Below are 24,077 nucleotides of genomic sequence, written 5' to 3'. Positions count from 1 at the left end.
AAAGCATGTGAGACTTCCAAAACAACCAGGAGGTTGGCTTAGAAGCAGCCATCCTTTAAAGATAGCGTAACAGCTCACTGGTCTAATCAAGAGGTCTTGCGGCGAAGATGTAACGGGGCTCAAGCCACGAGCCGAAGCTTTGGATGCACGTAAGTGCGTGGTAGCGGAGCGTTCTGTGATATAGAACGCTGCCTCTTTTGCATCGTCAGATGTAACGGAGGCATTGTTCTGACTGTGAAGCCGGGCCGTGAGGCATCCGGTGGAGTGATCAGAAGTGAGAATGTTGACATGAGTAGCGACAAACAGGGTGAGAGACCCTGTCGCCGAAAGTCCAAGGGTTCCTGCTTAAAGCTAATCTGAGCAGGGTAAGCCGGCCCCTAAGGCGAGGCCGAAAGGCGTAGTCGATGGGAACCAGGTTAATATTCCTGGGCCAGGAGATGGTGACGGATCCCAGAGGTAGTTCATCCTTATCGGATTGAATGGGCTGCTGAGGGGTTCCTGGAAATAGCCCTCCATGAGACCGTACCCTAAACCGACACAGGTGGACTGGTAGAGAATACCAAGGCGCTTGAGAGAACCACATTTAAGGAACTCGGCAAAATACCTCCGTAAGTTCGCGAGAAGGAGGCCCCGTTGGCACGCAAGTGTTGGCGGGGGGCACAAACCAGGGGGTGGCGACTGTTTACTAAAAACACAGGGCTCTGCGAAGCCGTAAGGCGACGTATAGGGTCTGACGCCTGCCCGGTGCCGGAAGGTTAAAAGGAGGAGTGCAAGCTCTGAATTGAAGCCCCGGTAAACGGCGGCCGTAACTATAACGGTCCTAAGGTAGCGAAATTCCTTGTCGGGTAAGTTCCGACCTGCACGAATGGCGTAACGACTTCCCCGCTGTCTCAAATGTGGACTCAGCGAAATTGAATTGTCTGTGAAGATGCAGACTTCCCGCGGTTAGACGGAAAGACCCCATGCACCTTTACTATAGCTTCGCACTGGCATCAGGATTGTGATGTGCAGGATAGGTGGTAGGCATTGAAGCCGGAACGCCAGTTCCTGTGGAGCCATCCTTGAGATACCACCCTTCGCACTCTTGATGTCTAACCGCGGCCCGTTATCCGGGTCCGGGACCCTGCGTGGTGGGTAGTTTGACTGGGGCGGTCGCCTCCTAAAGAGTAACGGAGGCGCGCGAAGGTTGGCTCAGAGCGGTCGGAAATCGCTCGTTGAGTGCAATGGCAGAAGCCAGCCTGACTGCAAGACTGACAAGTCGAGCAGAGACGAAAGTCGGCCATAGTGATCCGGTGGTCCCGAGTGGAAGGGCCATCGCTCAACGGATAAAAGGTACGCTGGGGATAACAGGCTGATGATGCCCAAGAGTCCATATCGACGGCATCGTTTGGCACCTCGATGTCGGCTCATCTCATCCTGGGGCTGGAGCAGGTCCCAAGGGTACGGCTGTTCGCCGTTTAAAGAGGTACGTGAGCTGGGTTTAGAACGTCGTGAGACAGTTCGGTCCCTATCTGCCGTGGGTGTAGGATACTTGAGAGGAGTTGCCCCTAGTACGAGAGGACCGGGGTGAACGTTCCACTGGTGGACCAGTTGTCGTGCCAACGGCAGTGCTGGGTAGCTATGAACGGACAGGATAAACGCTGAAGGCATCTAAGCGTGAAGCCCCCCTCAAAACAAGGTATCCCTTGAGAGCCGTGGAAGACCACCACGTCGATAGGCCAGAGGTGTAAGCGCAGCAATGCGTTCAGCTGACTGGTACTAATGGCTCGATAGGCTTGATTTGATCCGGAAGAAGGCAGACCTTCTTTCGAAAAGCATCCTTGGACAGCATGAAACGCCGATAATTCGCTTCTTTTCCGGTCTGGTGGCTACAGCACGAGCGAAACACCCGATCCCATCCCGAACTCGGCCGTTAAGCGCCGTCGCGCCAATGGTACTGCGTCCCAAGACGTGGGAGAGTAGGTCACCGCCAGACCTGAAAAGAAGCGAAAACCTCTCTGATACGATCAAAACACCGCGCTCATCAAAACCGATCAGCGCAAATGGCGCGGGGTAGAGCAGCCCGGTAGCTCGTCAGGCTCATAACCTGAAGGCCGCAGGTTCAAATCCTGCCCCCGCAACCAAAATCCTCAATAAAATCAGCACGTTAAGCCTCGCACAATCGCGGGGCTTTTTGCCGTTCCCCGACGACTCAACACCAACTCAACAAAAACGGGCTGCATGGGGAAACGGCGGCGAGACCGCGTCGCTGCAGGCGATTGACCCGGCTGACGGTAGGCGCATACTGGACAGATACCGACAAGCCGGGATCCACCAGATGATCGAAGAAGAACCGAACATAGTCACGTCGGGCAAAAGCCAGCGTGTCATCATCGACGGCCATCCTTTCTCCATCGAAATCTACCGTGCTGAAACGGATCAGAACTGGATGCTTGAGGTCGTCGACCAGGATGGCACCAGCCACGTTTGGGACGATCAGTTCGCCTCCGACAAGGAGGCAAGAAACGCCGCTATCCAGGCAATCGAGGAAGAAGGCGCCGTCGCCTTCATGCGCGGTGATAATGTCATCCGGTTTCGGGGACGATGACGAGCGGCGCTGACAGCGCCTGTCGACGTACGAACGGCCCTTACCTGCCAGTCGGCGCCTGCGGCTACTGCAATGCAGCATTCCCGAAAGCTGACGCTTAGGCTTGATGCGGCCTGAGCACGCCGCCACCGTCGGCTATACGGGACGAAGCAGTCACTCCGCCCCGTCCCACTCCCATTACCACGGCGATCTTCCGTCCGGCTCTACAAAGCCACCGCTGCTTTTAGCGTTCAGCGCATATTCCGCCGGAAGCCTCGCGCCTTCTTCGGGGGTCATCGTGCCATAGCCGGTCAGGTCGGTTTTCACGAAACCGGGGCTGATCGAGTTCACTTTGATCTTCGTGCCCCGCAACTCTTCATGCAGCTGGATCGTCAACATGTTCAGTGCCGCCTTCGAGGCGTTGTAACCGATGAACTGCTGTGAATAGTAGGGCGAGGTGGGATCGGCGTTCATCGTCAGCGACCCAAGAGCGCTCGATAGGTTCACGATCCGCGCTTCAGGCGCGGCGCGCAGCAACGGGAGCATCGCTTGCGTGACAGCCAGTGCGCCGATGAAGTTGACCTCCATCACGCGCCGCACGGCGTCTATTGAGGCTTTGCTGGGTGTCGCGTCAGCAAAATCGAAGATGCCCGCGTTGTTGACCAGAATATCCAGACGGCCGTAATCGGCAGCGATGGCTTCGGCCGTGTCGGCAATGGTCTCTGGCCTGTCGAGGTCCAGCAAAACCGCCTTTGCGGTCAGCCCATCCCGCGCCAGAACGGCGGCGGCCTCGTCTCCACGTGCTTTGTCACGGCTGCCAATCAGCACATGAACACCGGCTTGCGCCAGCTTGCGGGATATCTCCAACCCGATGCCCTTGTTGGCGCCGGTCACGAGCGCAATGCGGTTCTCTGCCATTTTTGTGTTCCCTTCATAGCTCTGCGAACAATATATGAAGGAGTTTTCAGGTTTTGGATTCGCATATGCCACCCCAAGTATCGCAATGGTCCAAGCCCCGTAAAACACCCGTGCAACGCCGCTCGCGCGTGACCGTGGACGCGATTTTCGAGGCGACCATTCAGGTTTTGCTGGCCGAGGGTCTGGCGCGCCTCACGACAACGCGCGTGTCCGAGCGCGCGGGCGTATCGGTCGGGACGATGTATCAGTATTTCCCGAACAAGCAGGCGCTGATCATCGCGTTGAACAGGCGTTACCTCAACACCTTGGCAGAACGTGTTGAAGGAACCTGCTCCCTCATGGCGGGCCAACCCGCATCAAAAATGGTCTCTGCGCTGATTGAGACCTATTGGACCACCAAGACCGAGCGGGCCGATCTGACGCAAGCCCTTTATCGTTCAGTTGCGGCGCTCGACAACAGTGAGTTGATGCAGGCTTTCGCAACGCGGGTCGATGGGGCAACGACGAAGATGTTTCGTCAGGCTTCGGATCTGCCGCCGGAGCATGCCGCAGAGATCAACCTGACCCTGACCACCGTGGTCTACGGAGCCGTGCGCAACGCCTTTGAGCGCCAGCTGGGCATGGAACAAATTACGGCGCTGAAGGCCAGCCTGACCGATATGTGTTGTGCTTGGCTGATCAGCTTCCAGCATCGGATACAAATGACCGCAAAGGACTCTTTGCGCCAACGCACGCTACAGTAGGTGCGATCCGCATTGGCATGACGGACCTCGTCGGCCATTTGTCGCGAGCAGGCGTTCGCACCTGCATCCATGCGCACTCAGGCCGACGATGCCCGTCTTGGCCCGAAACGTGATACAGTCTCGTGGTCGGCATGACCGAAGAAGGGTGGGGCCGGTGGACTGGAGGTAGTCCCATGCCCGTTGATTTTCTTCCTATCCTTCGTCCCGTCCGTGCGCCTTGGAACAAGGGACGTATTGTTGGCCAGAAACGCCCGCTTCTACCCCGGCATGTCTGGTCCATACGCGTTCGCCTCGAGATGGCAGGCAATTTACGTGACCTAGCGCTGTTCAACATGGCCGTGGACAGCAAGTTGCGTGGTTGCGATCTCGTCAGTCTCAGGGTCCGGGATGTATTCGCTGCTGGGCGTGTCAAGGAACGAGCGTCGATGATCCAGAGCAAGACCGCGAAGCCGGTCCGGTTCGAAATCACCGAGACGACGCGGCTGTCTCTCGAGCGCTGGATCCACGACCCCGAAATGATCGGCCTGGAGTTCCTTTGGCCCAGCCGAATCCATGGCAGTCCGCATCTGTCGACGCGACAGTATGCCCGGATCGTCCGGGGATGGGTTGTATCGGTCGGACTGGAGCCTAGCGCCTACGGTACACATTCGATGCGGCGAACCAAGGTGGCGCAGATCTACAAGAAGACCGGAAACCTACGGGCGGTCCAGTTGCTGCTTGGCCATACGAAGATGGACAGCACGGTGCGCTATCTCGGTGTCGACATCGAGGATGCTTTGACGCTCTCTGAGGGGATCGACCTTTAGAAAACTAATCCGACCGGCGCATTCCGCGCTGGTCGGCCCAAAGCTGACGCTCGCGCCTACTGGATACCACATGGTAGGGTTCCCCGTAGCAGTCATTCGACAACACTGACCGATCCGGGTTAGACATTGCTCTATGCGCTTCTTCGCCAACGGTCCCTCTATCCCAGATGATCTTCTGATCGCGCGCGACGCGGGCGATGTCATCTTCTTCTGCGGCGCAGGCGTGTCCCGCCACCGCGCTGGTCTACCCGACTTTCTCAAGCTGGGCGGCGATGTCATCGATCTCCTCGGAGCCGGCGAGGAAAGCCTCGCCCGTAAGCTATTCCGCCGGATCAAGGAGCTCGATCCGATCGACGGCGTGGGCGGACTCATTGCCACTGATCGCATCTTCAGCCTGCTCGAACGCGAGTTCGAGCAGCGAGATGTCCGGAATGCCGTCGCGTGCGCCATCAGGCCCCCGGGCAATCCAGACCTCAGCGCGCACCGGACCCTGATTGACCTGTCCCGGGGCCGCGACGGCACGGTCCGCTTGGTCACCACCAATTTTGACCTGCTGTTCGAGGCGGCAGCCCCCACCATACACTGCTCCGGGCCACCGGACCTGCCCAATCCTCGCGGTGCTGGCTTTGGCGGCATTGTGCATCTCCACGGACGCGTGAATGTCGAATATTCAGGTCCGGGCGATGAAGAGTTCATTGTCTCCAGCGCCGACTTCGGTCGTGCCTATCTGTCCGACGGCTGGGCGACTCATTTTATGCAGTCGCTGCTTACGCGCTTTCAGATTGTCTTCGTCGGCTACGGTGCCGACGATCCGCCTATCCAGTATTTGCTGGAAGCGCTCAATCTCCACGCCGGCAATCGCAGCCGGCTGTTCGCATTCCAGCCAGGAAGCAATACCGACGATGCCGCGCTTTGGGAGCATCGCGGCGTGCGAGCGATCCCGTTCGACAATAGTCAGGGCTATGATCCGCTATGGGATAGTCTTGCGGCTTGGGCCGAGCGTGCGCGCGACGTCGATGGTTGGTACGCCAGTCTACTCGAATCCGCGTCTACGGGACCCGCCGCACTCGATCCGCATGTGCGCGGCCAAATCGCCCATGTGCTTTCGACCCGAGAGGGCGCCCGGCGCATCAGCACCGCCGACACGCCACTTCCGGCATCATGGTTGCTGGCGCTCGATCCGCGCCAGCGCTTCGATAAGCCGGCTCCCATCGATCCCTATGGCGAATCCAGCGAGCGGATCGATCCCTATGAGAGTCTGTCGCTCGACTTTGACACACCGCCGCAGCCGATCGACGAGGACAATGCCCTTCAAAAGCGCCATGTGCCCGAAGGCTCGTGGAGTGCGTTCGTGCCGACCCGCTTCGATCAGGAGGATGGGCAGGAAGCCGGCTTCGGCGCCTTCTGCGGCGACCAAGCCAACCTAACCGGTCCGCTCAACACGCGCCTCGACCACCTCGGCATCTGGTTCCACCGCGTCGCTCATCAGCCTGTTGCCCTGTGGTGGGCGGCGGCACGTGGCCCCCTCCATCCGCGCATCGTCGCGATGATCGAAGCCTGGCTCCGTCAGGACCCGAGCCGCTGGCCGGATGACATTCGGCGCGGCTGGCGCTTCCTGTTCGAAAGTTGGTCCGATAGCCGGGTGGAACCCAATCAGGGCTATTTCGAGCTTGTCTCGCGGGTCGCACGCGAAGGCTGGTCGGAAGCGCGCGTGCGCGACTATGCGGCGCTGTTCCGGCCCCGGCTGCGGGTCGACCGCAAGTTCGACGTGCCGCATCCGCTTTCCTGGACCGACAGTAGCCGACCGAGTCCGTTGGTCTCATATGATGTCGACTATCCGCATCCCTACGAGCTGTTGCCGATCCCCGACGAACGGCTCGCTTATGCGGTCACGCGCTTTCGCGAGAACCTCGACCTGGCACGTTCCCTTGAGGCCGAAATATCTGGCCACGACTATGTCTATATGCAGACGACACGGCCAGACGACGGCGGACCTCCGATCGCCCATGATAGCTATGGCATCACAGGCCCGATCGCGCTGTTCCTCCAACTGATGGAACGGTTGGTTGACTTTGCGCCCGAGCGTGCGCTTAGCGAGATTGCCCAATGGCCCGGAGACGACCACTATATTTTTGGCCGCCTGCGCATTTGGGCTGCGAGCAATAGGATCGTCCCGGCAGCGGAAGCGGCGAACATCCTGCTCGGCTTCCCCGACAATTTATTCTGGGGCTCGGAGCATCAGCGCGACCTTCTCTATGCGATTCGCGACCGCTGGCGCAACTTCTCGGCCGAGGATCGAGCTCGCCTCGAACAGCGCATCCTCACCACAACCTTCCCTTGGCCAGACAGCATACCCGGAGGCAAGGCACGCGCAGAAGCCTATCGTCGGCTCGATCGCCTGCATTGGCTGTCCCGCCAAGGACTGGTCTTCTCGTTCGACGTCGAGGCAGAAATGGCAGCGCTTCGTCCGATAGCGGAAACGTGGTCCGAGCGCTCTGGCGAGGAGGCGGCGAACTCGAATGCGCCGGTCGTCCGCAGCATCGACACTGATGCCAACCCGCGCGTGCTTGACCATGTGCCGATTGGTGAGATCCTAGACCGTGCCCGGCAAGCAGGCGAATCTGACTTCTTCGACAATGTCGGGCGCCGTCCATTCATTGGCCTCGCAGAGGAGAAACCCGCCCGCGCGCTCGCAGCCCTCACCGATGCCGCGCGCAAGGGCGACGTCCCGCTCTCCTTCTGGTCTGCCTTCCTCCATGCCGAGAAGCGCAAGTCCGATCCCGCGCGGCTCGCACGGACAATCGGCGGTCGCCTCGCGTCCTTACAACCGGCCGAACTCAGCACCGTCGCCTATCCGGTGACCGAATGGCTGCATGGCCTAGGCGAGCGCCTTTTCGTCGAACTCGCAACTGTGCTGGAGCGCTTGTGGGACCCCTTGATGGCCGCACTTCCTTTGCGCAATGACGACCGCAAGCACCGCGTCGACAGTAGTTGGGCGAACGACGCGTTGAACGCGCCGGCCGGCAAGCTCTCCAGCCTGCTCATGCAGGATCCGTCGACCAAGGGTCGCGAACTTGGCCAGGGTTTCCCCGAAGATTGGACGCGTCGTCAGGAGCAACTGCTTGCGCTGCCAGGCGACATGCGCCGCCACTCGCTCGTGATGCTGGGGTTTCAAATCAACTGGCTGTTCGCCATCGCGCCCGATTGGACCACGGCAAACCTGCTGACCGTGGTGAATGACGAGGGCGACGACGGCGACGCCCTATGGGATGGCATCCTTTGGGCGGCGCGAGTGCCGAGCCGGACGCTATACGAGCGCCTGAAGCCGGGGCTTCTTTCGCGTGCGATGTCGCCCAAGCGGCGTCGCGCCGAAGCCAATGTCATCAGTGGCTTCCTGCTGAGCGGCTGGGGCGGGAGTCTCGACGCCGATCCGCCCGAGCAACTCGTTACAAGTGCCGAGTTTCGCGAGATTCTCGTCGAGAGTGATGATGACCTGCGCGGGCAGATTCTGTGGCATCTGGAGCGTTGGTCGACGGAGCCGGAAGCCAAGTGGCGCGCACGCCTGGTGCCATTCCTCACGGATGTCTGGCCGAGGCACCGGGCGATGCGGACGCCGGAAATGTCCGCCCGCCTCGTACATCTTGCTTTGGCGAGCGGCGACTTGTTTCCGCAGATTGTGGAAGTGATCCTGCCGCGATTGGTGCCTGTGCGGGGGGGAGTGCTGCGTGGACTGCAAGTCCACTCAGGGGCCGAAAACAATCTGGTGACGATCTATCCTGCCGTCATGCTCAACCTTCTCTGGGCGATCCTCGCCGAGGATGCGATGCTCTGGCCTTACAACATCGAGGAGGTTCTTGAAGCCCTCGCCGAGGCGCGCGAAACCCGGGCCGATCCCCGCCTGTCAGAACTGCGGCGCCGGCGTGCGGGCTGAGTGAATGGCGGAAATGCAGTCTCAATGCTTTAAGGTGGTCGACATTGAAACCGAGTGGCAGCTTTGTTCGCTGACCACCCGGGTGGACCCACTTCCTGAATGACGGCTTTCCGCCCGATAGCGCCATTCACCCGGCGCCAGCGAGGTCGCGGCTGACACGAGTCCGTTGCCCAGGAACGCATATCCAGATGGACAGTCGCTGAGGCGATGGGCATGGTCGTCTTTCTGATTGACCGAGATTCACCGTGATGCCCGCACTTCCCCTTCGCCCGGTTCCAGTTCCGCGGGAGACAATTTTCTCATTCTTGTCTCGGTTCGCCGCAGTGAACGCGGCGACGGCGACAGATTTCTCTGTCGATCTCAGCTTCGGGATGAAGCGGTTCGTTCAGTTCGAGCAAGCTGCGCTCGTCCGGCTGTGTGAAACGGCCGCGCTGGACCGTCACGCTCTACATAATCTGAAGTCCTGGACAGGGACGCCCGTGGGCGATGCCTGGATGGAGTTCCGGCAAGAGAGCTTCCCCTCGAAGGCGGTGCGCAGCCCCGTCATGCGCGGCTGCCCGATTTGCCTTCGCGAGGATGCAGAAGCCAATCCGAACGACCCAGTCTCAGCAATGGTGATGCGCGGCGACTGGTTATTGCGCGATGTTGCCGTCTGTTGCCATCACGAGCACGAGCTGGTGCCGCTTTGGCAGGCAGGAAAGCCGGAGAAGCGTTTCGACAGCGCGGCCCATCTCCACGATCTCGCGTCCAGGATCATTGCCGGGGAGTTGGACCAGCCTCGAAGGGCGCCCTCACCATATGATCTCTGGCTCGATGCGCGTTTGGCGACGGGAAAAGACCCCACATGGCTTGCTAATCATGGCCTCTTTGTCGCTACGACGATGTGCAACCTACTTGGGGAGCTGCTGGTCCGCGACGATGTGGCGCAAACAGAAAGCCCGACCGATCTTCAGGCACGCGCTCAGGCGGCCGGATTCGAGGTGCTATCCAAAGGAGAGTCCGCGCTTCGGGCGGCATTCAAGGCTTTGGCTGCCTCGGCCACGTCAAAGTGGGTCTCGCTCCGTGGGACCTATGGCAGGCTTTACGACGGGCTCGTCGATTACCTCAAAGACGATGGCTTCGAGCCATTCCGGAGCATCCTGCGCGACTGCATTCTGGAGACCTGGCCGTTCGCAGCTGGGGATGCGGTGTTGGGCCAAACCCTGTCGACGCGGCTCCTTCACACCCCTGCCTCTGCTGCCATCGAAATCGGGACAGACAAGAAGCTGGTGGAGATGTGCCTGATTGACGTGGGCGCCGTCCCGGAAAATGATCCAAGGCCACCTGCGTTGCAAACCTTCAGCGCGCCGGAATATGACAGCTTCCTGAAGGAGATTCCGTCTCTGGTTGGCGCGCCCGAGATGAGAGACGCCATTGGCGCAACAGCTATCCAGCTCCAGGCCTTATCCGACGCCGGAATACTTCGCCCCTTCATCCGCCACCCGAAGGTGAGATCGCCTTGGCGGCTTTCCGATGGCTTGGCGCTGCTGGCCGAGCTTGATGCTTTGGCAATTCCCTTGAGCCCACCCACGAAGAGTTGGGAGCAACTCCAGCTGGCAAGCCGGCGCTCGGGCCTGAGCGTTGGAGACCTGGTCGCAGCCATCCGCAGCGAGCAATTGCAGCTTGGCCGCGACACCGGCCTTGAGGGCTATCGAAGCTACATGGTCCTGAAAGACGAAATCGACCGGCTCACAGGCCAGCAGCCCCGTCGTCGTCGGCGCGATGAGACGCTACCTGCCGGAGAGCTTGCTTCGAGCTATGCCGTGAAGCTGGGCATCTCGGTAAAGGCGTGGTTTCAAAAACTCTTCACCGCCGGACATGTCTCGGCCCGGTGGGTCCCTCATCCGACCAATGGCACAGAGGTTCTCTACCTGACCGACGCAGATATCGCAGCGTTTCACGCGCGCTTCATGACGCCCATGACGATGCAGGCCGAGTTCGGAGTGAGCTGGCAGAAGTGTATGGCGCAGTTGCGCAAAGCGGGTGTAACGCCGTTTACGGCAGATGGCCAGGAATTTGGTCCGCTCTATGAACGCCGGCACGTCGAGCCGATTCTTCGGCCAAACGACGCCTGAGCTGCCCTCATGCCAGTCTGCGCAGAGCTATAAGCTATTTGGTTCGTAAATCAAAAAACCAACTTTTGTCGAAAAGTCGGTGTTTCGATGTCGAACGACAACATCGGGAAATTGGTCGGAGCGAGAGGATTCGAACCTCCGACCCCCTGCTCCCGAAGCAGGTGCGCTACCAGGCTGCGCTACGCTCCGACCATTGGGCTGGCAGGTAGCTTGTGGGCCGCGTGATTGCAAGTGGAAAAATGGGCCCGGCCCTGGCTACAGGCCAATCTGGTCGCGGCGGTCTTCGGAGATCAGGGTCTGGATCTGGCGGACGATCTGGTCGGCGTGGATTGCGGCGATGCGGTCGGCGGCGTCCAGGTCGCGGCGGGCGATGGCGTCGATCATCTGTTCGTGTTCGGTCACGAATTCCTGGGGCAACTGGTCGGCGTAGGATGAGTAATACAGCCGCAGGAGCCGCCGCCCCTCGTCCAGCAGGCGGCTGAACAGGGTTGCGTAATAGGGGTTGCGGCCCGCCTCGGCGATGGCGGCGTGGAAGTCGCGGTTGGTGGCGATCATCGCCATGGCGTCCTGCGACTTCACGGCTTCGGCGAAAGCTGCCTGATGTTCGCGGATCCGTTCCAGGTCCTGATCCGAACGGTGGCGCGCCGCACCCCGCGTCGTTACGCGATACATCAGCGTGATCGCGTCGAAAAAGGCGGGCAGGCTGAGAAAGTCGATATTCGACACCACGGTCGAGCGGTTGGGCAGGGTCGTGACCAGACCGTCGCCCGCCAGCCGCACCAACGCCTCGCGGATGGGGGTGCGCGACATCTGGAAGCGTTCGGCCAACTGGTTTTCGTCGACCGGGCTGCCCGGCGGCAGCGACAGGCTGATGATTTCGTCGCGCAGCACGTCATAGACCAGCCGGACGCCCGACCCGCGCTTGCGGTCTTGCGAATGTTGCTGGGCGTTCTGGCTCATCACGCATCCTTTTTGTCGACACATTGGATAGGCGGGCGCTGGCCGCGGATCAAGCCTGTTGTGGCGGTGGGGCCCTGCGGGCATGTGCGGCGGCCTGCCGCGCGACGGCGGGCCCGGCCCCTATTCCTTGGCGTATCGCGGCTTTTTCAGCGTCTTGCCGTGATTGGCGATCCAGTCCATCGCGGCCAGCAGGACGCCGGATGCGACAAAGACCAGATGGATCGTAATCATCCAGCGGATGTGATCCGGGGTGTATTTGCCGACATCCATAAAGACCTTCAGCAGGTGGATCCCCGAAATCGCCACGATCGAGGCGACCAGTTTCAGCTTCAGCCCGGCGAAATCGACTTCGCCCTGCCATTCGGGGCGGTCCTTGTGATCCGCGATCTCCAACCGGCTGACAAAGTTTTCATAGCCGGAAAAGATGACGATCATCAGCAGGTTGGCGGCAAGGCTGAGGTCGATCAGCGCCAGAACACCCAGAATGGCGTCATTGACGGTCATCGTCGGGATGGTCAGGGCGAATGTCCATATCTCGATTACGAAGATCCAGACCAGAATGGCCAGCGCGCCGACCAGCCCCAGATACATCGGTGCCATCAGCCAGCGGCTGGCGAAAAGGCTGCGTTCGATCAGGCGTTCCATCATGTCCCCATTGGCAATGCTGCGCCTGCATAAGCACAAGCCGGGGCGTTGCGCCAGTTGCACCATGGCAGGATTGGTGCGGATTACCCTGCCGTGCCGGTGGGCGATATGGGGCAGGTTCCGGTGCGGATGAGGAGCTTGTTTCGAATTATCTACTGCTTTCAATACGATGAATAATTTCACAAAACTTTCACCTTGATGTGGGAATAAACCGTCTTTCCCGCCGTAATCACCGCAGAAGCAGAGGAAAGGGATGCTCAGGCAGCAAGAGATTTCAGCACGGCAAAGCGCCCTGTCGCCTGCTTCCATTCGCCGCGCCTGCTGGCCCCGATCCCGGGGTTGAAGAAAAGCCGGTCGCAACCATATCACGCCCTGTCAGCCCTGGGTCTGGCAGGTGAACGCCGCTGGCACCGCTCTGGGGCGCAACGGCTGGACATGAGCCATTCGAAGGAGAAATCAGATGGCAGTAATTCGCGGAAATGACGGTGACAATCGCCTGGTCGGCACGGGTTCTCCGGACCTGATTTACGGGATGTCGGGTGATGACACGATCCTGGCCGGTGGCGGCAATGACACCGTCCACGGCGGCGAGGGCAATGACCGCATCGACGCTGGCGCAGGCCACAACCGCGTTCTGGCGGGGTCGGGCAATGATGTCGTGACCGCCGGTGCGGGCAATGACACCATCGACGGCGGCGAAGGCAATGACGTCATCAACGCCGGGAATGGCAACAACCGCGTCACCGCAGGCGAAGGCAACGACCGCGTCACCACCGGCATGGGCCGCGATTACATCAACGCGGGCGAAGGCAATGACACCATCAATTCGGGTGCCGGTCATGACACGATCATCGGCGGCGAAGGCGACGACATCATCAATGCCGGTGCGGGCAATGACCGCCTGACGGGCGGCGAGGGCAATGACACGCTGAACGGCGGTATGGGCAGTGACACCATCATCGCCGGCGAGGGCGACGATATCCTCAACGGTGGTCTGGGCAATGACATCATGACCGGGGGTGAGGGTTCCGGACCGCTTCGTCTTTAACGGCGGTCGCGACCGGATCACCGATTTCGAACTGGATGACGATGTGATCGACGTGCGCTTTTTCAACCAGTTGGACAGCTGGGCCGATGTGCGCGGGGCCGCGCGTCAGGTCGGCACGGATGTTGTCCTGACCGTCGGCAACAACCAGCTGGTGATCGAGGATACCCGCCTGAACCAACTGGATCGCGACGATTTCATCTGGTGAGGATGACGGGTGAAGCGGGCGCCTGACGCCCGGCCCATCCAGCCCATCCGGCCCGCGGCAAGACCCGCGGGCCGTTTTTCATTCCCGGCCCTGTCTGGTCGGGGCGTTCGGCAGGTCCCGATGGGCCGGGACTCGTGCGGTTGCCGCGCGGACCATGTGGCTTCTGTTCTTTGCGTCATCTCGCCAATCGCGGTATGTGCCCGGGTATATGGGGAACCCGTCTTGCGGGTCTGTATCCCGACCTTGCGGGTCCGGGGGCGGGTTGCCCGACCTGTCGCGGTGCTGCGTCAGGCCAGCCAGCGCGGCAGGGCTTTGGGCGCGTGGCCGCTATGCACGGCGTTAATGCAATCGGACAGGCTGCCGAAACGCACCTGACGCCCCGACAGGCCCGGTCCGTAATGGGCATATTTGCCGGAATTGGTGATCAGGGTGCGGGTTTCGGGGGGAAAGACCGGCTCGGAAATCGAACACCAGCAGATGTCGGACACGACCCGCACGCCAAGCGCCTCCAGCCCCGCGATGGTGCCGTCCCGCCGCAATTCGCCCAGCACATCGGGGCCGACCGTCACGATGACATGGACGTCCGGCGCGGGTTGTCGCCCCGCCAGCCCGGCCAGCAGCGCGCGGCTTTCGCTGGCGGAAAAATGCGGGCTGCCAAAGGCCACAAGCTGGATATGTTCAGGACCCTGGTTCAGTTCCTGCCAGATCCGGTGCAGGTCGTCGGGGCCTGCTTGCAGCGTATCGGCGCCCGGCAGGGGCGGCAGTTCCGCCTCGGGGGTGTGGCCCGCGACATGCAGCATCGGCGCGGCCGAGGTGGTGCCGAAGGCCCCGCACAGCGCCTTGAGGTCGTCGCGGCTGGCGGGCAGCGCCTGAACCCCCCGGATCAGCGGGATGCGGTCGGGCGACAACTGCCCGGCCAGATAGCCCAGCATCGGCCAGAAGGCATCATCCACCCCCGCCGGCGGGGTGATGCGGATGATGCGGGCGGGGCGGCGGTTGTCGTCCAGATAGACGCCCGAACGCGGCGCCCGGCCGGTCATGGCGATCAGCAGGTCCAGAAAATCGGGATGCTTGACCGTGCGCGCGCCGATCACCGAATTGGCAAAGATCACCGCGTTGGATTCGGCCCATGCGATGTTTTCATCCCGCGCGGGCGCGGTGTCCAGCAGATAGGGCGCGCAAGTGAAGGTCGGGCGCGCGCCCATGCGGGTATAGGCGTCGGCCAGACGGCTGGCCGGGTCGCCAAAGACCGGCGGCACGCCATGGGCCTGCCAGTTCCGGCGGTCGACGGATATCGCGTTCATGGTCGTCGGCACCCGCACCCGCGCGCCCATATCGGCCATTTTCTCGGCAAAGATGCGGTTGGCGTCGCTGGCATAGATGCAGCCGTCGATATGGACCTGCGTGACATCGACCAGATCCCGCGCCCCCTGAATCGCCGCCATTGCCAGAATGACCTGCATGGCCAGACCCACCGGGCCGGGATCGTCCCGCATGGCGCGGTCGGCGTCGGTCAGCGCCAGATCGGCGACGGGCAGGGGCCTCAGCGGGATCGTCAGCGCGCCGGATGTCACCGCATCCGGCGTCACCCGCGCATCGGGTTGCGCGGCCAGCGCCGCCCAATCCTGCGTGGGCAGGCGCAAGACCGGGATGGCATGGCCGAACAGCCGGTCCGCGATCAGCGCGCCAAGGGTCAGGATATCCTCGGCCCCGGAAAAGATCAGCGCCGCCGGGGCGGTGCCGTTCAGCGCCATGTCCAGCAGCACCCCCGACCCCGTGCAGGACCCGCGCGAGGTCGGCATCATCACCACCCGTCCCTGAAGGCTTTGCCCGTGCCAGGGGTGATGCGCGTCGATCACACGCCCCGAGGTGGGATCGACCCCGCTCCAGAAGCTCAAGCCTTCCTTGCTGGCAAGGACCGCGCCGCTGGCGCAGCCCTGTAGCACGCTGGTCGCCATTTATTTCACCACGAAACCATGGGCAAAGGGGTCGCGTTCGGTGTCGATATAGATCGTGTTCAGCCCGGTCTGACGCGCCCAACCGGCGATGGACGGGATGATCGCGGGCTTGCCCGCCACGGTCGCCGCCGCCTCGACCCGGCCCTTGAAGATGGACCCGATGATCGATTCATGGTGGAATTCATCGCCCACCGCCAGCTTGCCCCTGGCCGCAAGCTGCGCCATCCGGGCCGAGGTGCCGGTGCCGCAGGGGCTGCGGTCGATCGCCTTGTCGCCGTAGAATACCGCGTTGCGGGCATGCGCCCTCGGCACGGTCGGCGCGCCGGTCCATTGGATGTGGCTCAGCCCGTTGATTTCGGGATGTTCGGGATGGATGAATTCATATTTCGCATTCAGCGCCGCGCGCAGCGTCTGTGACCAGCCGATCAGTTCGCCCGCGCTGTGGTCGGCCATGTCGCGGAAATTCCGCTGCGGTTCGACGATAGCGTAGAAATTACCGCCATAGGCCACGTCCACGGCGATTTCGCCCAGGCCTTCGACCTCGGCCGTCAGCCCCTCGGCATACAGGAAACCGGGGACATTGGTCAGGCGGACTTCCTCGACGTAGCGGCCTTCCTGACGGTATTCGATATCGACCTTGCCCGCCGGGGTTTCGATGGACAGGCGGCCCGGTTCGCGGGGCAGGATCAGCCCGTTTTCGATACCCATGGTGATGGTGCCGATGGTGCCGTGGCCGCACATCGGCAAACAGCCCGAGGTTTCGATATACAGCACCGCCACATCGCAATCGGCCCGCGTCGGCGGATAGAGGATCGAGCCGGACATCATGTCATGGCCGCGCGGCTCGAACATCAGGCCGGTGCGGATCCAGTCGAATTCGCGCAAGGAAATGGGCCGCGACTTTTCCAGCATGTTGGCGCCTTCCAGCCGGGGTGCGCCGCCCGCGACAAGGCGGACCGGGTTGCCGCAGGTGTGGCCGTCGATGCAGGGGAAAATATATTGGGTCATGATTGCCTCAAAAGCGCGACGCAGAGAAGGGCGCAAGATCAATGCCCGGCGCCTGTCCGGTCAGCAGATCGGCGATGATGCGGGCGGTGCCCGCCGATTGGGTCAGGCCCAGATGGCCGTGACCGAAGGCGCACAGGATATTCGGATGGCCCGGCAAGGGGCCGATGGCGGGCAGGTTGTCGGGCAGGGACGGGCGGAAGCCCATCCATTGCGTGCCGCCGGTCTTTCTCAGCCCCGGCAGGAACATCGCGGCCTTGCGCAGCATGGCATCGGCCCGGTCGAAATTCGGCGGCAGCTTCAGCCCGCCCAGTTCCACCGCCCCACCGACGCGGATGCCCGAGGACAGCCGCGACACGACGAAACCATGGCCGCCAAAGGTGATCTGCGTGCGCAGGTCAAAGGCATCGGCGGGCAGGGTCGTGTTATAGCCACGTTCTGTTTCCAGCGGGATGCGCACCCCAAGCGTCCGCGCCAGCAGATGCGAAAACGCCCCCGCCGCCAGCACCACCCGCCCCGTGACCGGGCCGGCATCGGTGACGACGCCGCGATCCGTCAGCGCCGTGACATCGGCAATCGTCAGGGTGGCGCCTCCCGCGCGAAACCGTTCGGCCAAGGCCAGCGTGTAATCGTGCGGATCGCTGATCGAATACCAGCCGGGGGTGAATGTCGCATGGGTAAAGCGCGCGGCGATGCCGGGCTGGATCTCGTTGATTTCCTCGCCCCGCAGATGTTCGAAACTGATGCCCTGTTCGGCGCTGGCCTGCCAGCCGGGCAGGGATGCGTTGAATTCGCCCTCGCCCTCATAGACCTGCAACTGGCCGTCGCGGCGCAGCATATGGGCCAGCCCGTCGCGCTGCAGCGCGGGTTCCAGCGCATCGCGCGACAGCCGCATCAGCGCCGTCTGCGCAAGGGTCGAGGCGCGGACCCGGCCGGGCCAGCTTGCCCGCCAGAAGCGCAGCATCCACGGCGCGATCTTCAGCGCGTAGCGGGGCGGCACCGACAGCGGGCCAAGCGGGTCCAGCAGCCATTTCGGCGCCTGCCGGATGATCCGGGGCGAGGCCAGCGGAAAGATGTCGGTAAAGGCGAAGGCCCCGGCATTTCCGGCGGATGCGCCCGCCGCCGGGCCTTCGCGGTCGATGACGCGGACGGAAAGGCCGCGCTCTTGCGCGGCCAATGCGATGCTGAGGCCGATGACCCCCGCGCCAATCACAATGATCTGTTCATCCATCTATCTTGCGCTCGAAAGGAACTTCTGTGTTTCCGGGTTTTGCGGGTTGCCGAAAATCTGGTCCGGCGGCCCGATTTCCGCCATGACGCCCTGATGAAAAAAGGCCACCCGGTTCGACACGTCGCGGGCAAAGGCCATTTCATGCGTGACGCAGATCATCGTCATGCCTTCTTCGGCCAGCATTTTCAATGTGTCCAGAACCTCGCCCACCAGTTGCGGGTCAAGCGCGGATGTCACCTCGTCGAACAGCATGTATTTGGGCGACATCGCCAGCGCGCGGGCAATCGCCATGCGCTGCTGCTGGCCGCCCGACAGGCGCGCGGGATAGACCTTCAGCTTGTCGCCAAGCCCGACATGGGTCAACTGCCTGACGGCAATCGCCTCGGCCTGATCCTCGGGCATGCCCAGCACCTTGCGCGGCGCCAGCGTGACGTTTTCCAGCACCGTCAGATGGGGGAATGCGTTCCATTGCTGGAACACGATGCCGATTTTCTGGCGCAGCTTGTTCAGGTCGGTGGTCTTGGCGTGAACTTCGGTGCCGTCGACAAGGATGCGGCCGCTGTCGATCGGCTCCAGCCCGTTGATGCAGGTCAGCAGGGTCGATTTCCCGGAACCGGAACCGCCGATGATCGTCACCACCTCGCCCTTTTGCACGGTCAGGTCGATGCCCTTCAGCACTTCGAGCTGGCCAAAGGATTTGCGGACGTTTTCGATCTCAATCATTGGACCACCGCCTTTCAAGGTAGCCGCCGAAACGCGCCAGCGGAAAGGAAATCAGGAAATAGAACGCCCCGCAGATCATCAGCAGGAACAGCGGTTCCTGCAGCCGGGTGATCAGGATCTGCGTGGATTTCAGCAGTTCGGTGACCTGCACGACATAGACCAGCGCGGAATCCTTCATCACGCCAAGCGCAAGGCCGATCCAGCTGGGCAAGGCGACGCGGGTGGCCAGCGGCAGGACGATATTGCCCATGTCCTGCCACCAGCTCATCCCCAGTGAGCGTGCGGCGCGGCGCGTTGTCACGGGCACGGCGTCGATGGCGCCGCGCACGATTTCCGCGCAATAGGCGGCGGTATACAGCGACAGCACCATGCAGGCGATGGTAAAGCCCGAAAACCGCAGTTGCAGGACCGTGCCCAGAAAGGCATTGGCCAGCACAAGCTGGATCAGCAGCGGGATCGAGCGGAAGATATCCAGCACGAAGGTCAGCGGTGCCGCCCAGATCGCGCCGACCTGATAGCGGAACACGCCGAAGATGATGCCAAGAACCGTGCCGATCACCACCGAAATCGCCGTGACCAGAATCGTGATGCCCGCGCCTTTCGCCAGAAAGATCAGGTCGTTGGTGGTCAGTGCCGTATCGAACATGACCGCCCTCTCAATACCGGAACAGGCGCGCGGCGATCAGCCGGGCCGACAGGGTGATGGCCTTGGTGATGAGGTAGAAAATCACCGCGGCAATCGCGAACAGTTCAAACGTGCGGAAGGTCAGCGCGTTCAGGTCCTGCGTGACGCCATACAGGTCGGTGTTCATGCCCACCGTCACCCCCAGAGAGGTCATCAGGATCGCCCAGACCATCTGGTTGGTCATCGGCAGGAACGAAATCCGCAGCATCTGCGGCAGGATGATATAACGGAAGGCGCCGATTTCCGACATGCCAAGCGACCGGCCCGCGCGGGTCTGCGTGTCCGGGATCGCCTTCAGCGCGCCCCGGAAATTTTCCGCCAGATAGCCCGCATTGTTGAAGGTGATGCCGATCAGCAGCGACATATAGGGTGACAGGTGGATGCCGAAACTGGCGATGCCGAAATGCGCCATATAGATCTGGAACAGCGCGGGCGTATTGCGCGCGATCTCGACCCAGGTGGTGGCAAAACCCGACAAGGCCCGGTTGCCCGAGCGTCGGAACATCGTCAGGATGATTGCCAGAACCACGCCGATGACCATCGACAGGATGGCGATCTGCATGGTGACCAGCGCCCCGTCAAGCATACGGGGCAGCCGCGCAAGCGCCTGATTCCATTGAAATGTATAGCTGAACATGGCCGTCTCGCTGCGACTGAAGGCGAAACGGCGGCGCAGGTGGACCGGCGCCGCCGGACGGTTGTGCCCGAACCGGGCTTTCGGATCAGCGGTAGACGCCGGGGATGGTCAGGCTGGCGGGTTCGCCCTCGCCGATCCATTTGGTGTAAAGCTCGGCGTAGCGGCCGGTGCGGACCTGCTGGTTCACGAACAGGTTCAGATAGTTCAGCAGCCCGTATTCATTGCGCATGGTGAACAGCGCGACGTAATCCGGGACCATCGGCGCCTTGTCGACGACCGCGATGCCGGGATAGTTGCCCGATGCGACATTGGCATTCGCGACCTCGACCGTGGACACGGTGGCGTCCAGCTGGCCCTGGCTCAGCGCAAGAAAGACATCGGCCTGCGTCTGATAGGGGCGGAAGGTGCCTTCGCCCCATTCCTTGACCTGATTTTCCAGCCAGATCGCCTCATAGGTGCCGGCGGTGGCGCCGACGGTCTTGCCCTTCATGCCTTCCCAATCGCTGATGCCCGCCTGTTCATTCGCCGTCACCGCGTTTTCAAAGGCGTAATAGGGGATGGACATGCCGACCGTCTTGGCGCGTTCCAGCGTGTCCGAGGTCGAGGCGACGCCGACATCGACGCGGCCCGACATCAGCGCGGGGATGCGTTCGGGAAAGGGCGTTTCCACGATTTCGGCCTTGACGCCAAGGGCCGCCGCCAGATCGTTGCAGTAATCGACGTCAAGGCCCACGGGGTTGTTGCTTTCGTCGCGCATCCCCATGGGCGGAAAGTCCAGCGTCACCGCGCAGCGCAGCGTGCCCGATGCGATGATGTCGTCCAGCTTGTTCGCCTGCGCGGCACCGGCGATCATCGTGGCAGCCACCAAGGCCCCGGTCAGATATGAGGTTTTCATCTTTTTCCCTGTCGTCGTTGGATTGATTCCTTATCGCTTGACTATCTGCCGCCTAAATGCCCCGTTCAACCAAAATATTCTTTGTATGCACGATGCCCGTCGCGTCATTTTCACAATCCGCTGCGATTGCCCGTGCGGGATGCGGGGATTATGCAGGATGAACGCGCCCTGCGCCGAAACAGCGAACCGGAAAGGAACCACCAGATGAGCGATGTCACCGTGATCGGGGTCGATGAACTGACCGCGCTGGTCGCCGGAATTCTGGCCAATGCGGGCTTTGGCCCGGACCATGCCGGGGCGATTGCGCGCACCATCGTCGCGGGCGAACGCGATGCCTGCAAATCCCATGGCGTCTACCGGATCGAAGGCTGCCTGCGCACGCTGAAAATGGGCAAGACGGTGCCCGATGCCGTCCCGGTCCTGCACCGCGACGACAGCGCCGTGGTCCGGGTCGAGGCGGGCGGCGGCTTTGCCAATCTGGCCTTGGAAACCGGCCTGCCCGCGCTGGTCGAGCGCACGCGCGCGCTTGGCGTGGCGGCGCTGGTCATCAATGACTGCACCCATTTCGCCGCGCTCTGGCCCGAGGTCGAGGCGCTGGCCGGCCATGGTCTGGCCAGCATCGCCATGTGCCCCAGCTATGCGACGGTGGCGCCGGTCGGGGGCAGCCAGCCCTTGCTGGGCACCAACCCCTTTGCCTTCGGCTGGCCGCGTCCGGGCGAGTTCCCCTATGTCTTCGATTTTGCGACCAGCGTCGCCGCGCGCGGCGAGATCGAGCTTTACCGCCGCGCAGGCAAGCAACTGCCCGAAGGCTGGGCCATCGACCGCGACGGCAACCCCACGACCGACCCGGCGCAGGCGCTGGACGGTGCGATGCTGCCCTTTGGCGGGCATAAGGGCTCGGCGATTTCGACCATGATCGAACTGCTGGCGGGCGCGATGATCGGCGATTTCACCAGCCCGCAGGCGTTGGAATTTCTGGGCACGACCACCATCGCCCTCCGCCACGGCGAGCTGATCATCGCCTTCGACCCCGCCCGCCTGTCCGGCGGTCGCGGCGACCCGCTGGTCCGTGGCGAATTGCTGATCGAGGCGATTGCCGGTCAGGGCGCCCGCCTGCCCTCGCAACGCCGCTTTGCCGCGCGCCGCCAGTCCCTGGCCGATGGCATCCGCCTGACGGCCGAGGAAATGGCCGAATTGTCGCGTCTGCGGCAGGGCGGGCTGGACGCCGTGCGCTAGCAGGCTGCGGAACACGTATGTCTGGCCTGCCGTGCTTTCTGGCCTGCCGTGCGGCGCAGATCATCCCCCGCAAAGGCGGAAAGCACTGCGAAAATGCGTTCTTCGGGACGCTCACGAAGCAGTTTGCCGCTTTTGAACAGCCCGTCAGGTGGCGCGGTCAGGGCGACAATGAAACAGCGGTGGCCCGATTGCGGCGGCGCGTGGTCGATTGACCGCAGGCAGGGTCATGAGGCATTCGGCCCGTGTGAAGCCGCGCCACCCGGCATAGGCCGGGCATCGCGGCGGCAGGTCTGGCCGACATCGTGGTGCGGTGGCGCATGCCTGTCCCGCGATGACCTGCCCCCGATAACCTGCTAGCCCCGGCCGCCACCATCCGCCAAGGCCGACAGGGCTGCGGCCTCTTCCTCCAGCGTCATCGGCGCCATGGCACCGGATCTGCTCAGGAAACTGTCCAGCGCCTCGTCCTCGCCCGAGGCGGGCTGATAGGCCGATCCCGGCGCGCCCGTGGTCAGGCTGAAGCGGGTGTTCCACCCCGCCGCCCCTTCGTGGCAGGCCACACGCAATTCCGGGATCAGGTCGCCGCCAAAGATTTCGTACTCGCGGCACAGCTCGCCCGCGCCATTGCGATAGGATGCGATGATGGTCAGCTCTTGTCCCGCGTCCAGTTGCGCCCCCGCGCCGGAGCTGACACTGTCCAGCGCGGCGCTGACGGTGGCACCCGGCCCGGCGGGCGTCGGGTCCATGTTCATCCCGTACCAGCCGAAGCCCACTATCGCCAGCGCAAAGGCTGCCGCGATCGCGGCCAGGGGCGCGCGGTTCAGGTTGGCCGGTGTCGGCGTCGGTGTCGCGGTGACGGTCGTATCCGGCGCGACCTGTAAGGCTGCGCTGTCCGTCGGTGTGCTGTCCGTCGGTATCCTGGCTGCCGGTGTGCTTTCGGTCGGTGCGCTTTCTGCCGGTGCGCTGGCTGCGCGGATGCGCGCGACCAGCGCCGGGTCGATCCCGGGGCTGGGCGCAGCCTTGGCCAGACCGGCCAGCAGATCGCGTGTGCGGGTAAACCGCTCCAGCCGCTGCTGCAATTCCGGGTCCCCGGCCACGGCATGCGCGACCTTGTCGGCAAGGTCGGGGGCCAGTTCGCCGTCGGCAAGGGCCATCAGGATGTCATCGTCGATCTGCATCGCAAATCCGTGTTCAAGGGGTGAGCGTCACTGAAACCAACGTCTCGGCGATCATTTTATTCCCAGTTTTTCCGAAAGTGCCAGCCGGGCGCGGGACAGGCGGCTCATCACCGTGCCCTTGGGGATGCCCAGGATCTCGGCGGCTTCGGCGTAGCTCATGTCTTCGATACAGACCAGATGCAGGATCTCGCGCTGTTCGTCGGGCAGGGTGGTCATGGCCTCCTGCACGGATTGCAGCATCAGCCGCGCCTCGATCTGGGCAGAACTGTCGGTGGGCAGGGATTCGGGGATTTCAAAGACATCGACCTGCTGGCCCTGGGTCCTCGTGCGCCGGATCATGTCGATCCAGGCATTGCGCATGATTCGGAACAGCCAGGGTTCAAGCCGCGAACTGCCGTCGAAACCGGCATGGTTCAGAATCGCCTTTTCCACCGTGATCTGCACCAGATCATCGGCGATATCGCCGCGCCGCGACAGTGAAAGCCCGAAACGCTTCAGGTTTGGCAGCAGACGGACAAGCGCATCGCCAAATGCCGGATCCATGCCACAGCCCCGATCACTAGGAAAAATGAAAATTATTGGAATAATAGGAAACA

The 24,077-nt window shown here is 62.4% G+C and carries 21 protein-coding genes, 2 tRNA genes and 2 rRNA genes (1 of these 25 cut by a window edge); 12 read left to right on the top strand and 13 right to left on the bottom strand.

Features of this window, described 5'->3' with window-relative positions; translation table 11 throughout:
• From PE067_RS02275 to PE067_RS02260, 4 genes are all read left to right on the top strand, one after another.
• Nucleotides 1–1,783: ribosomal RNA gene (locus tag PE067_RS02275) — 23S ribosomal RNA — on the top strand; it begins 1,047 nt to the left of the window's first position.
• A 77-nt stretch (nt 1,784–1,860) separates the two neighbouring features.
• Nucleotides 1,861–1,975 (top strand): 5S ribosomal RNA (rrf, locus tag PE067_RS02270).
• Nucleotides 1,976–2,046: 71 nt separating this feature from the next.
• A tRNA-Met gene (locus PE067_RS02265) sits at nt 2,047–2,123 on the top strand.
• 194 nt (nt 2,124–2,317) lie between these two features.
• Nucleotides 2,318–2,587 carry a hypothetical protein gene (locus tag PE067_RS02260; RefSeq protein ID WP_074971067.1) on the top strand — a complete coding sequence of 90 codons (270 nt, stop codon included), beginning with the start codon at nt 2,318–2,320 and terminating at the stop codon, nt 2,585–2,587.
• 177 nt (nt 2,588–2,764) lie between these two features.
• Here the strand turns inward: PE067_RS02260 and PE067_RS02255 are convergent, their stop codons facing one another.
• The gene (locus PE067_RS02255; protein ID WP_058099361.1) at nt 2,765–3,484 is read right to left on the bottom strand and encodes an SDR family oxidoreductase; all 720 of its coding nucleotides are present in this window, start codon (nt 3,482–3,484) and stop codon (nt 2,765–2,767) included.
• A 128-nt stretch (nt 3,485–3,612) separates the two neighbouring features.
• On the opposite strand from PE067_RS02255, the gene PE067_RS02250 reads away from it, so the two are divergent.
• The 4 genes from PE067_RS02250 (at nt 3,613) to PE067_RS02235 (ending at nt 11,078) form a co-directional block, all read left to right on the top strand.
• Nucleotides 3,613–4,227 (top strand): TetR/AcrR family transcriptional regulator, encoded by a 615-nt coding sequence (locus PE067_RS02250; RefSeq protein WP_276187643.1) that lies wholly within the window; start codon nt 3,613–3,615, stop codon nt 4,225–4,227.
• A gap of 173 nt (nt 4,228–4,400) precedes the next feature.
• Complete coding sequence (locus PE067_RS02245; RefSeq protein WP_058099359.1) at nt 4,401–5,033, top strand: tyrosine-type recombinase/integrase; 633 nt, start codon at nt 4,401–4,403, stop codon at nt 5,031–5,033.
• Nucleotides 5,034–5,166: 133 nt separating this feature from the next.
• Nucleotides 5,167–8,964, top strand: coding sequence for an SIR2 family protein (locus PE067_RS02240; RefSeq protein ID WP_276187642.1), 3,798 nt, complete (start codon nt 5,167–5,169; stop codon nt 8,962–8,964).
• Nucleotides 8,965–9,212: 248 nt separating this feature from the next.
• Nucleotides 9,213–11,078 carry a TniQ family protein gene (locus PE067_RS02235; RefSeq protein WP_276187641.1) on the top strand — a complete coding sequence of 622 codons (1,866 nt, stop codon included), beginning with the start codon at nt 9,213–9,215 and terminating at the stop codon, nt 11,076–11,078.
• A gap of 112 nt (nt 11,079–11,190) precedes the next feature.
• On the opposite strand, the gene PE067_RS02230 is transcribed toward PE067_RS02235, so the two are convergent.
• From PE067_RS02230 to PE067_RS02220, 3 genes are all read right to left on the bottom strand, one after another.
• Nucleotides 11,191–11,267: transfer RNA gene (locus PE067_RS02230), tRNA-Pro, on the bottom strand.
• Nucleotides 11,268–11,333: 66 nt separating this feature from the next.
• Nucleotides 11,334–12,038 carry a GntR family transcriptional regulator gene (locus PE067_RS02225; RefSeq protein WP_276187640.1) on the bottom strand — a complete coding sequence of 235 codons (705 nt, stop codon included), beginning with the start codon at nt 12,036–12,038 and terminating at the stop codon, nt 11,334–11,336.
• A gap of 120 nt (nt 12,039–12,158) precedes the next feature.
• Entirely contained in the window at nt 12,159–12,683 is a 525-nt protein-coding gene (locus PE067_RS02220) for a TIGR00645 family protein (RefSeq protein WP_276187639.1), read from the bottom strand.
• Between the two features lie 460 nt (nt 12,684–13,143).
• Between PE067_RS02220 and PE067_RS02215 the strand changes: the two genes are divergently transcribed.
• Both PE067_RS02215 and PE067_RS02210 read left to right on the top strand, forming a co-directional pair.
• Complete coding sequence (locus PE067_RS02215; RefSeq protein ID WP_276187638.1) at nt 13,144–13,731, top strand: calcium-binding protein; 588 nt, start codon at nt 13,144–13,146, stop codon at nt 13,729–13,731.
• Nucleotides 13,703–13,936 carry a hypothetical protein gene (locus PE067_RS02210; RefSeq protein ID WP_276187637.1) on the top strand — a complete coding sequence of 78 codons (234 nt, stop codon included), beginning with the start codon at nt 13,703–13,705 and terminating at the stop codon, nt 13,934–13,936. Before PE067_RS02215 ends, PE067_RS02210 begins: the two co-directional genes overlap by 29 nt.
• A gap of 287 nt (nt 13,937–14,223) precedes the next feature.
• Here the strand turns inward: PE067_RS02210 and PE067_RS02205 are convergent, their stop codons facing one another.
• From PE067_RS02205 to PE067_RS02175, 7 genes are all read right to left on the bottom strand, one after another.
• Nucleotides 14,224–15,894: an aconitase family protein gene (locus tag PE067_RS02205; RefSeq protein ID WP_276187636.1), complete on the bottom strand. Its 1,671-nt coding sequence runs from the start codon at nt 15,892–15,894 to the stop codon at nt 14,224–14,226.
• Nucleotides 15,895–16,902, bottom strand: coding sequence for a 4-hydroxyproline epimerase (locus PE067_RS02200; RefSeq protein WP_276187635.1), 1,008 nt, complete (start codon nt 16,900–16,902; stop codon nt 15,895–15,897).
• A gap of 7 nt (nt 16,903–16,909) precedes the next feature.
• Nucleotides 16,910–18,130, bottom strand: a complete 1,221-nt coding sequence (locus PE067_RS02195; RefSeq protein ID WP_276187634.1) for an FAD-binding oxidoreductase — start codon at nt 18,128–18,130, stop codon at nt 16,910–16,912.
• Nucleotides 18,131–18,853 carry an amino acid ABC transporter ATP-binding protein gene (locus PE067_RS02190; protein ID WP_276187633.1) on the bottom strand — a complete coding sequence of 241 codons (723 nt, stop codon included), beginning with the start codon at nt 18,851–18,853 and terminating at the stop codon, nt 18,131–18,133.
• The gene (locus PE067_RS02185) at nt 18,846–19,499 is read right to left on the bottom strand and encodes an amino acid ABC transporter permease (protein ID WP_276187632.1); all 654 of its coding nucleotides are present in this window, start codon (nt 19,497–19,499) and stop codon (nt 18,846–18,848) included. Before PE067_RS02185 ends, PE067_RS02190 begins: the two co-directional genes overlap by 8 nt.
• A gap of 10 nt (nt 19,500–19,509) precedes the next feature.
• A complete protein-coding gene (locus tag PE067_RS02180) occupies nt 19,510–20,175 on the bottom strand; it encodes an amino acid ABC transporter permease (RefSeq protein WP_276187631.1) in 666 nt (221 codons plus the stop codon).
• Nucleotides 20,176–20,260: 85 nt separating this feature from the next.
• Nucleotides 20,261–21,070 (bottom strand): transporter substrate-binding domain-containing protein, encoded by an 810-nt coding sequence (locus PE067_RS02175; RefSeq protein ID WP_276187630.1) that lies wholly within the window; start codon nt 21,068–21,070, stop codon nt 20,261–20,263.
• A 204-nt stretch (nt 21,071–21,274) separates the two neighbouring features.
• Here PE067_RS02175 and PE067_RS02170 point away from each other — a divergent pair, with 204 nt between their 5' ends.
• Nucleotides 21,275–22,306: an Ldh family oxidoreductase gene (locus tag PE067_RS02170; protein ID WP_276187629.1), complete on the top strand. Its 1,032-nt coding sequence runs from the start codon at nt 21,275–21,277 to the stop codon at nt 22,304–22,306.
• Between the two features lie 17 nt (nt 22,307–22,323).
• A complete protein-coding gene (locus PE067_RS02165; RefSeq protein WP_276187628.1) occupies nt 22,324–22,518 on the top strand; it encodes a hypothetical protein in 195 nt (64 codons plus the stop codon).
• 141 nt (nt 22,519–22,659) lie between these two features.
• Here PE067_RS02165 and PE067_RS02160 read toward each other — a convergent pair whose 3' ends face one another.
• The gene (locus tag PE067_RS02160) at nt 22,660–23,481 is read right to left on the bottom strand and encodes a hypothetical protein (RefSeq protein ID WP_276187627.1); all 822 of its coding nucleotides are present in this window, start codon (nt 23,479–23,481) and stop codon (nt 22,660–22,662) included.
• A 51-nt stretch (nt 23,482–23,532) separates the two neighbouring features.
• Nucleotides 23,533–24,024 (bottom strand): RNA polymerase sigma factor, encoded by a 492-nt coding sequence (locus PE067_RS02155; RefSeq protein WP_276187626.1) that lies wholly within the window; start codon nt 24,022–24,024, stop codon nt 23,533–23,535.
• Between the last annotated feature and the right edge of the window lie 53 nt (nt 24,025–24,077).

This window comes from Paracoccus sp. DMF-8, from assembly GCF_029309835.1.
GTDB lineage: Bacteria > Pseudomonadota > Alphaproteobacteria > Rhodobacterales > Rhodobacteraceae > Paracoccus.
The sequence above is the reverse complement of the archived record's forward strand: the minus strand, read 5'-3'. Positions and strand labels throughout refer to the sequence as shown.

Bases quoted from the DNA above. Each gene is read 5' to 3' on its own strand.
- PE067_RS02225 (WP_276187640.1), bottom strand. From the start codon at position 12,038: ATGAGCCAGAACGCCCAGCAACATTCGCAAGACCGCAAGCGCGGGTCG.
- PE067_RS02180 (WP_276187631.1), bottom strand. From the start codon at position 20,175: ATGTTCAGCTATACATTTCAATGGAATCAGGCGCTTGCGCGGCTGCCC.
- PE067_RS02175 (WP_276187630.1), bottom strand. From the start codon at position 21,070: ATGAAAACCTCATATCTGACCGGGGCCTTGGTGGCTGCCACGATGATC.
- PE067_RS02255 (WP_058099361.1), bottom strand. From the start codon at position 3,484: ATGGCAGAGAACCGCATTGCGCTCGTGACCGGCGCCAACAAGGGCATC.
- PE067_RS02240 (WP_276187642.1), top strand. From the start codon at position 5,167: ATGCGCTTCTTCGCCAACGGTCCCTCTATCCCAGATGATCTTCTGATC.
- PE067_RS02170 (WP_276187629.1), top strand. From the start codon at position 21,275: ATGAGCGATGTCACCGTGATCGGGGTCGATGAACTGACCGCGCTGGTC.
- PE067_RS02260 (WP_074971067.1), top strand. From the start codon at position 2,318: ATGATCGAAGAAGAACCGAACATAGTCACGTCGGGCAAAAGCCAGCGT.
- PE067_RS02200 (WP_276187635.1), bottom strand. From the start codon at position 16,902: ATGACCCAATATATTTTCCCCTGCATCGACGGCCACACCTGCGGCAAC.
- PE067_RS02155 (WP_276187626.1), bottom strand. From the start codon at position 24,024: ATGGATCCGGCATTTGGCGATGCGCTTGTCCGTCTGCTGCCAAACCTG.
- PE067_RS02215 (WP_276187638.1), top strand. From the start codon at position 13,144: ATGGCAGTAATTCGCGGAAATGACGGTGACAATCGCCTGGTCGGCACG.
- PE067_RS02245 (WP_058099359.1), top strand. From the start codon at position 4,401: ATGCCCGTTGATTTTCTTCCTATCCTTCGTCCCGTCCGTGCGCCTTGG.
- PE067_RS02165 (WP_276187628.1), top strand. From the start codon at position 22,324: ATGTCTGGCCTGCCGTGCTTTCTGGCCTGCCGTGCGGCGCAGATCATC.
- PE067_RS02220 (WP_276187639.1), bottom strand. From the start codon at position 12,683: ATGGAACGCCTGATCGAACGCAGCCTTTTCGCCAGCCGCTGGCTGATG.
- PE067_RS02195 (WP_276187634.1), bottom strand. From the start codon at position 18,130: ATGGATGAACAGATCATTGTGATTGGCGCGGGGGTCATCGGCCTCAGC.
- PE067_RS02190 (WP_276187633.1), bottom strand. From the start codon at position 18,853: ATGATTGAGATCGAAAACGTCCGCAAATCCTTTGGCCAGCTCGAAGTG.
- PE067_RS02160 (WP_276187627.1), bottom strand. From the start codon at position 23,481: ATGCAGATCGACGATGACATCCTGATGGCCCTTGCCGACGGCGAACTG.
- PE067_RS02205 (WP_276187636.1), bottom strand. From the start codon at position 15,894: ATGGCGACCAGCGTGCTACAGGGCTGCGCCAGCGGCGCGGTCCTTGCC.
- PE067_RS02235 (WP_276187641.1), top strand. From the start codon at position 9,213: ATGCCCGCACTTCCCCTTCGCCCGGTTCCAGTTCCGCGGGAGACAATT.
- PE067_RS02185 (WP_276187632.1), bottom strand. From the start codon at position 19,499: ATGTTCGATACGGCACTGACCACCAACGACCTGATCTTTCTGGCGAAA.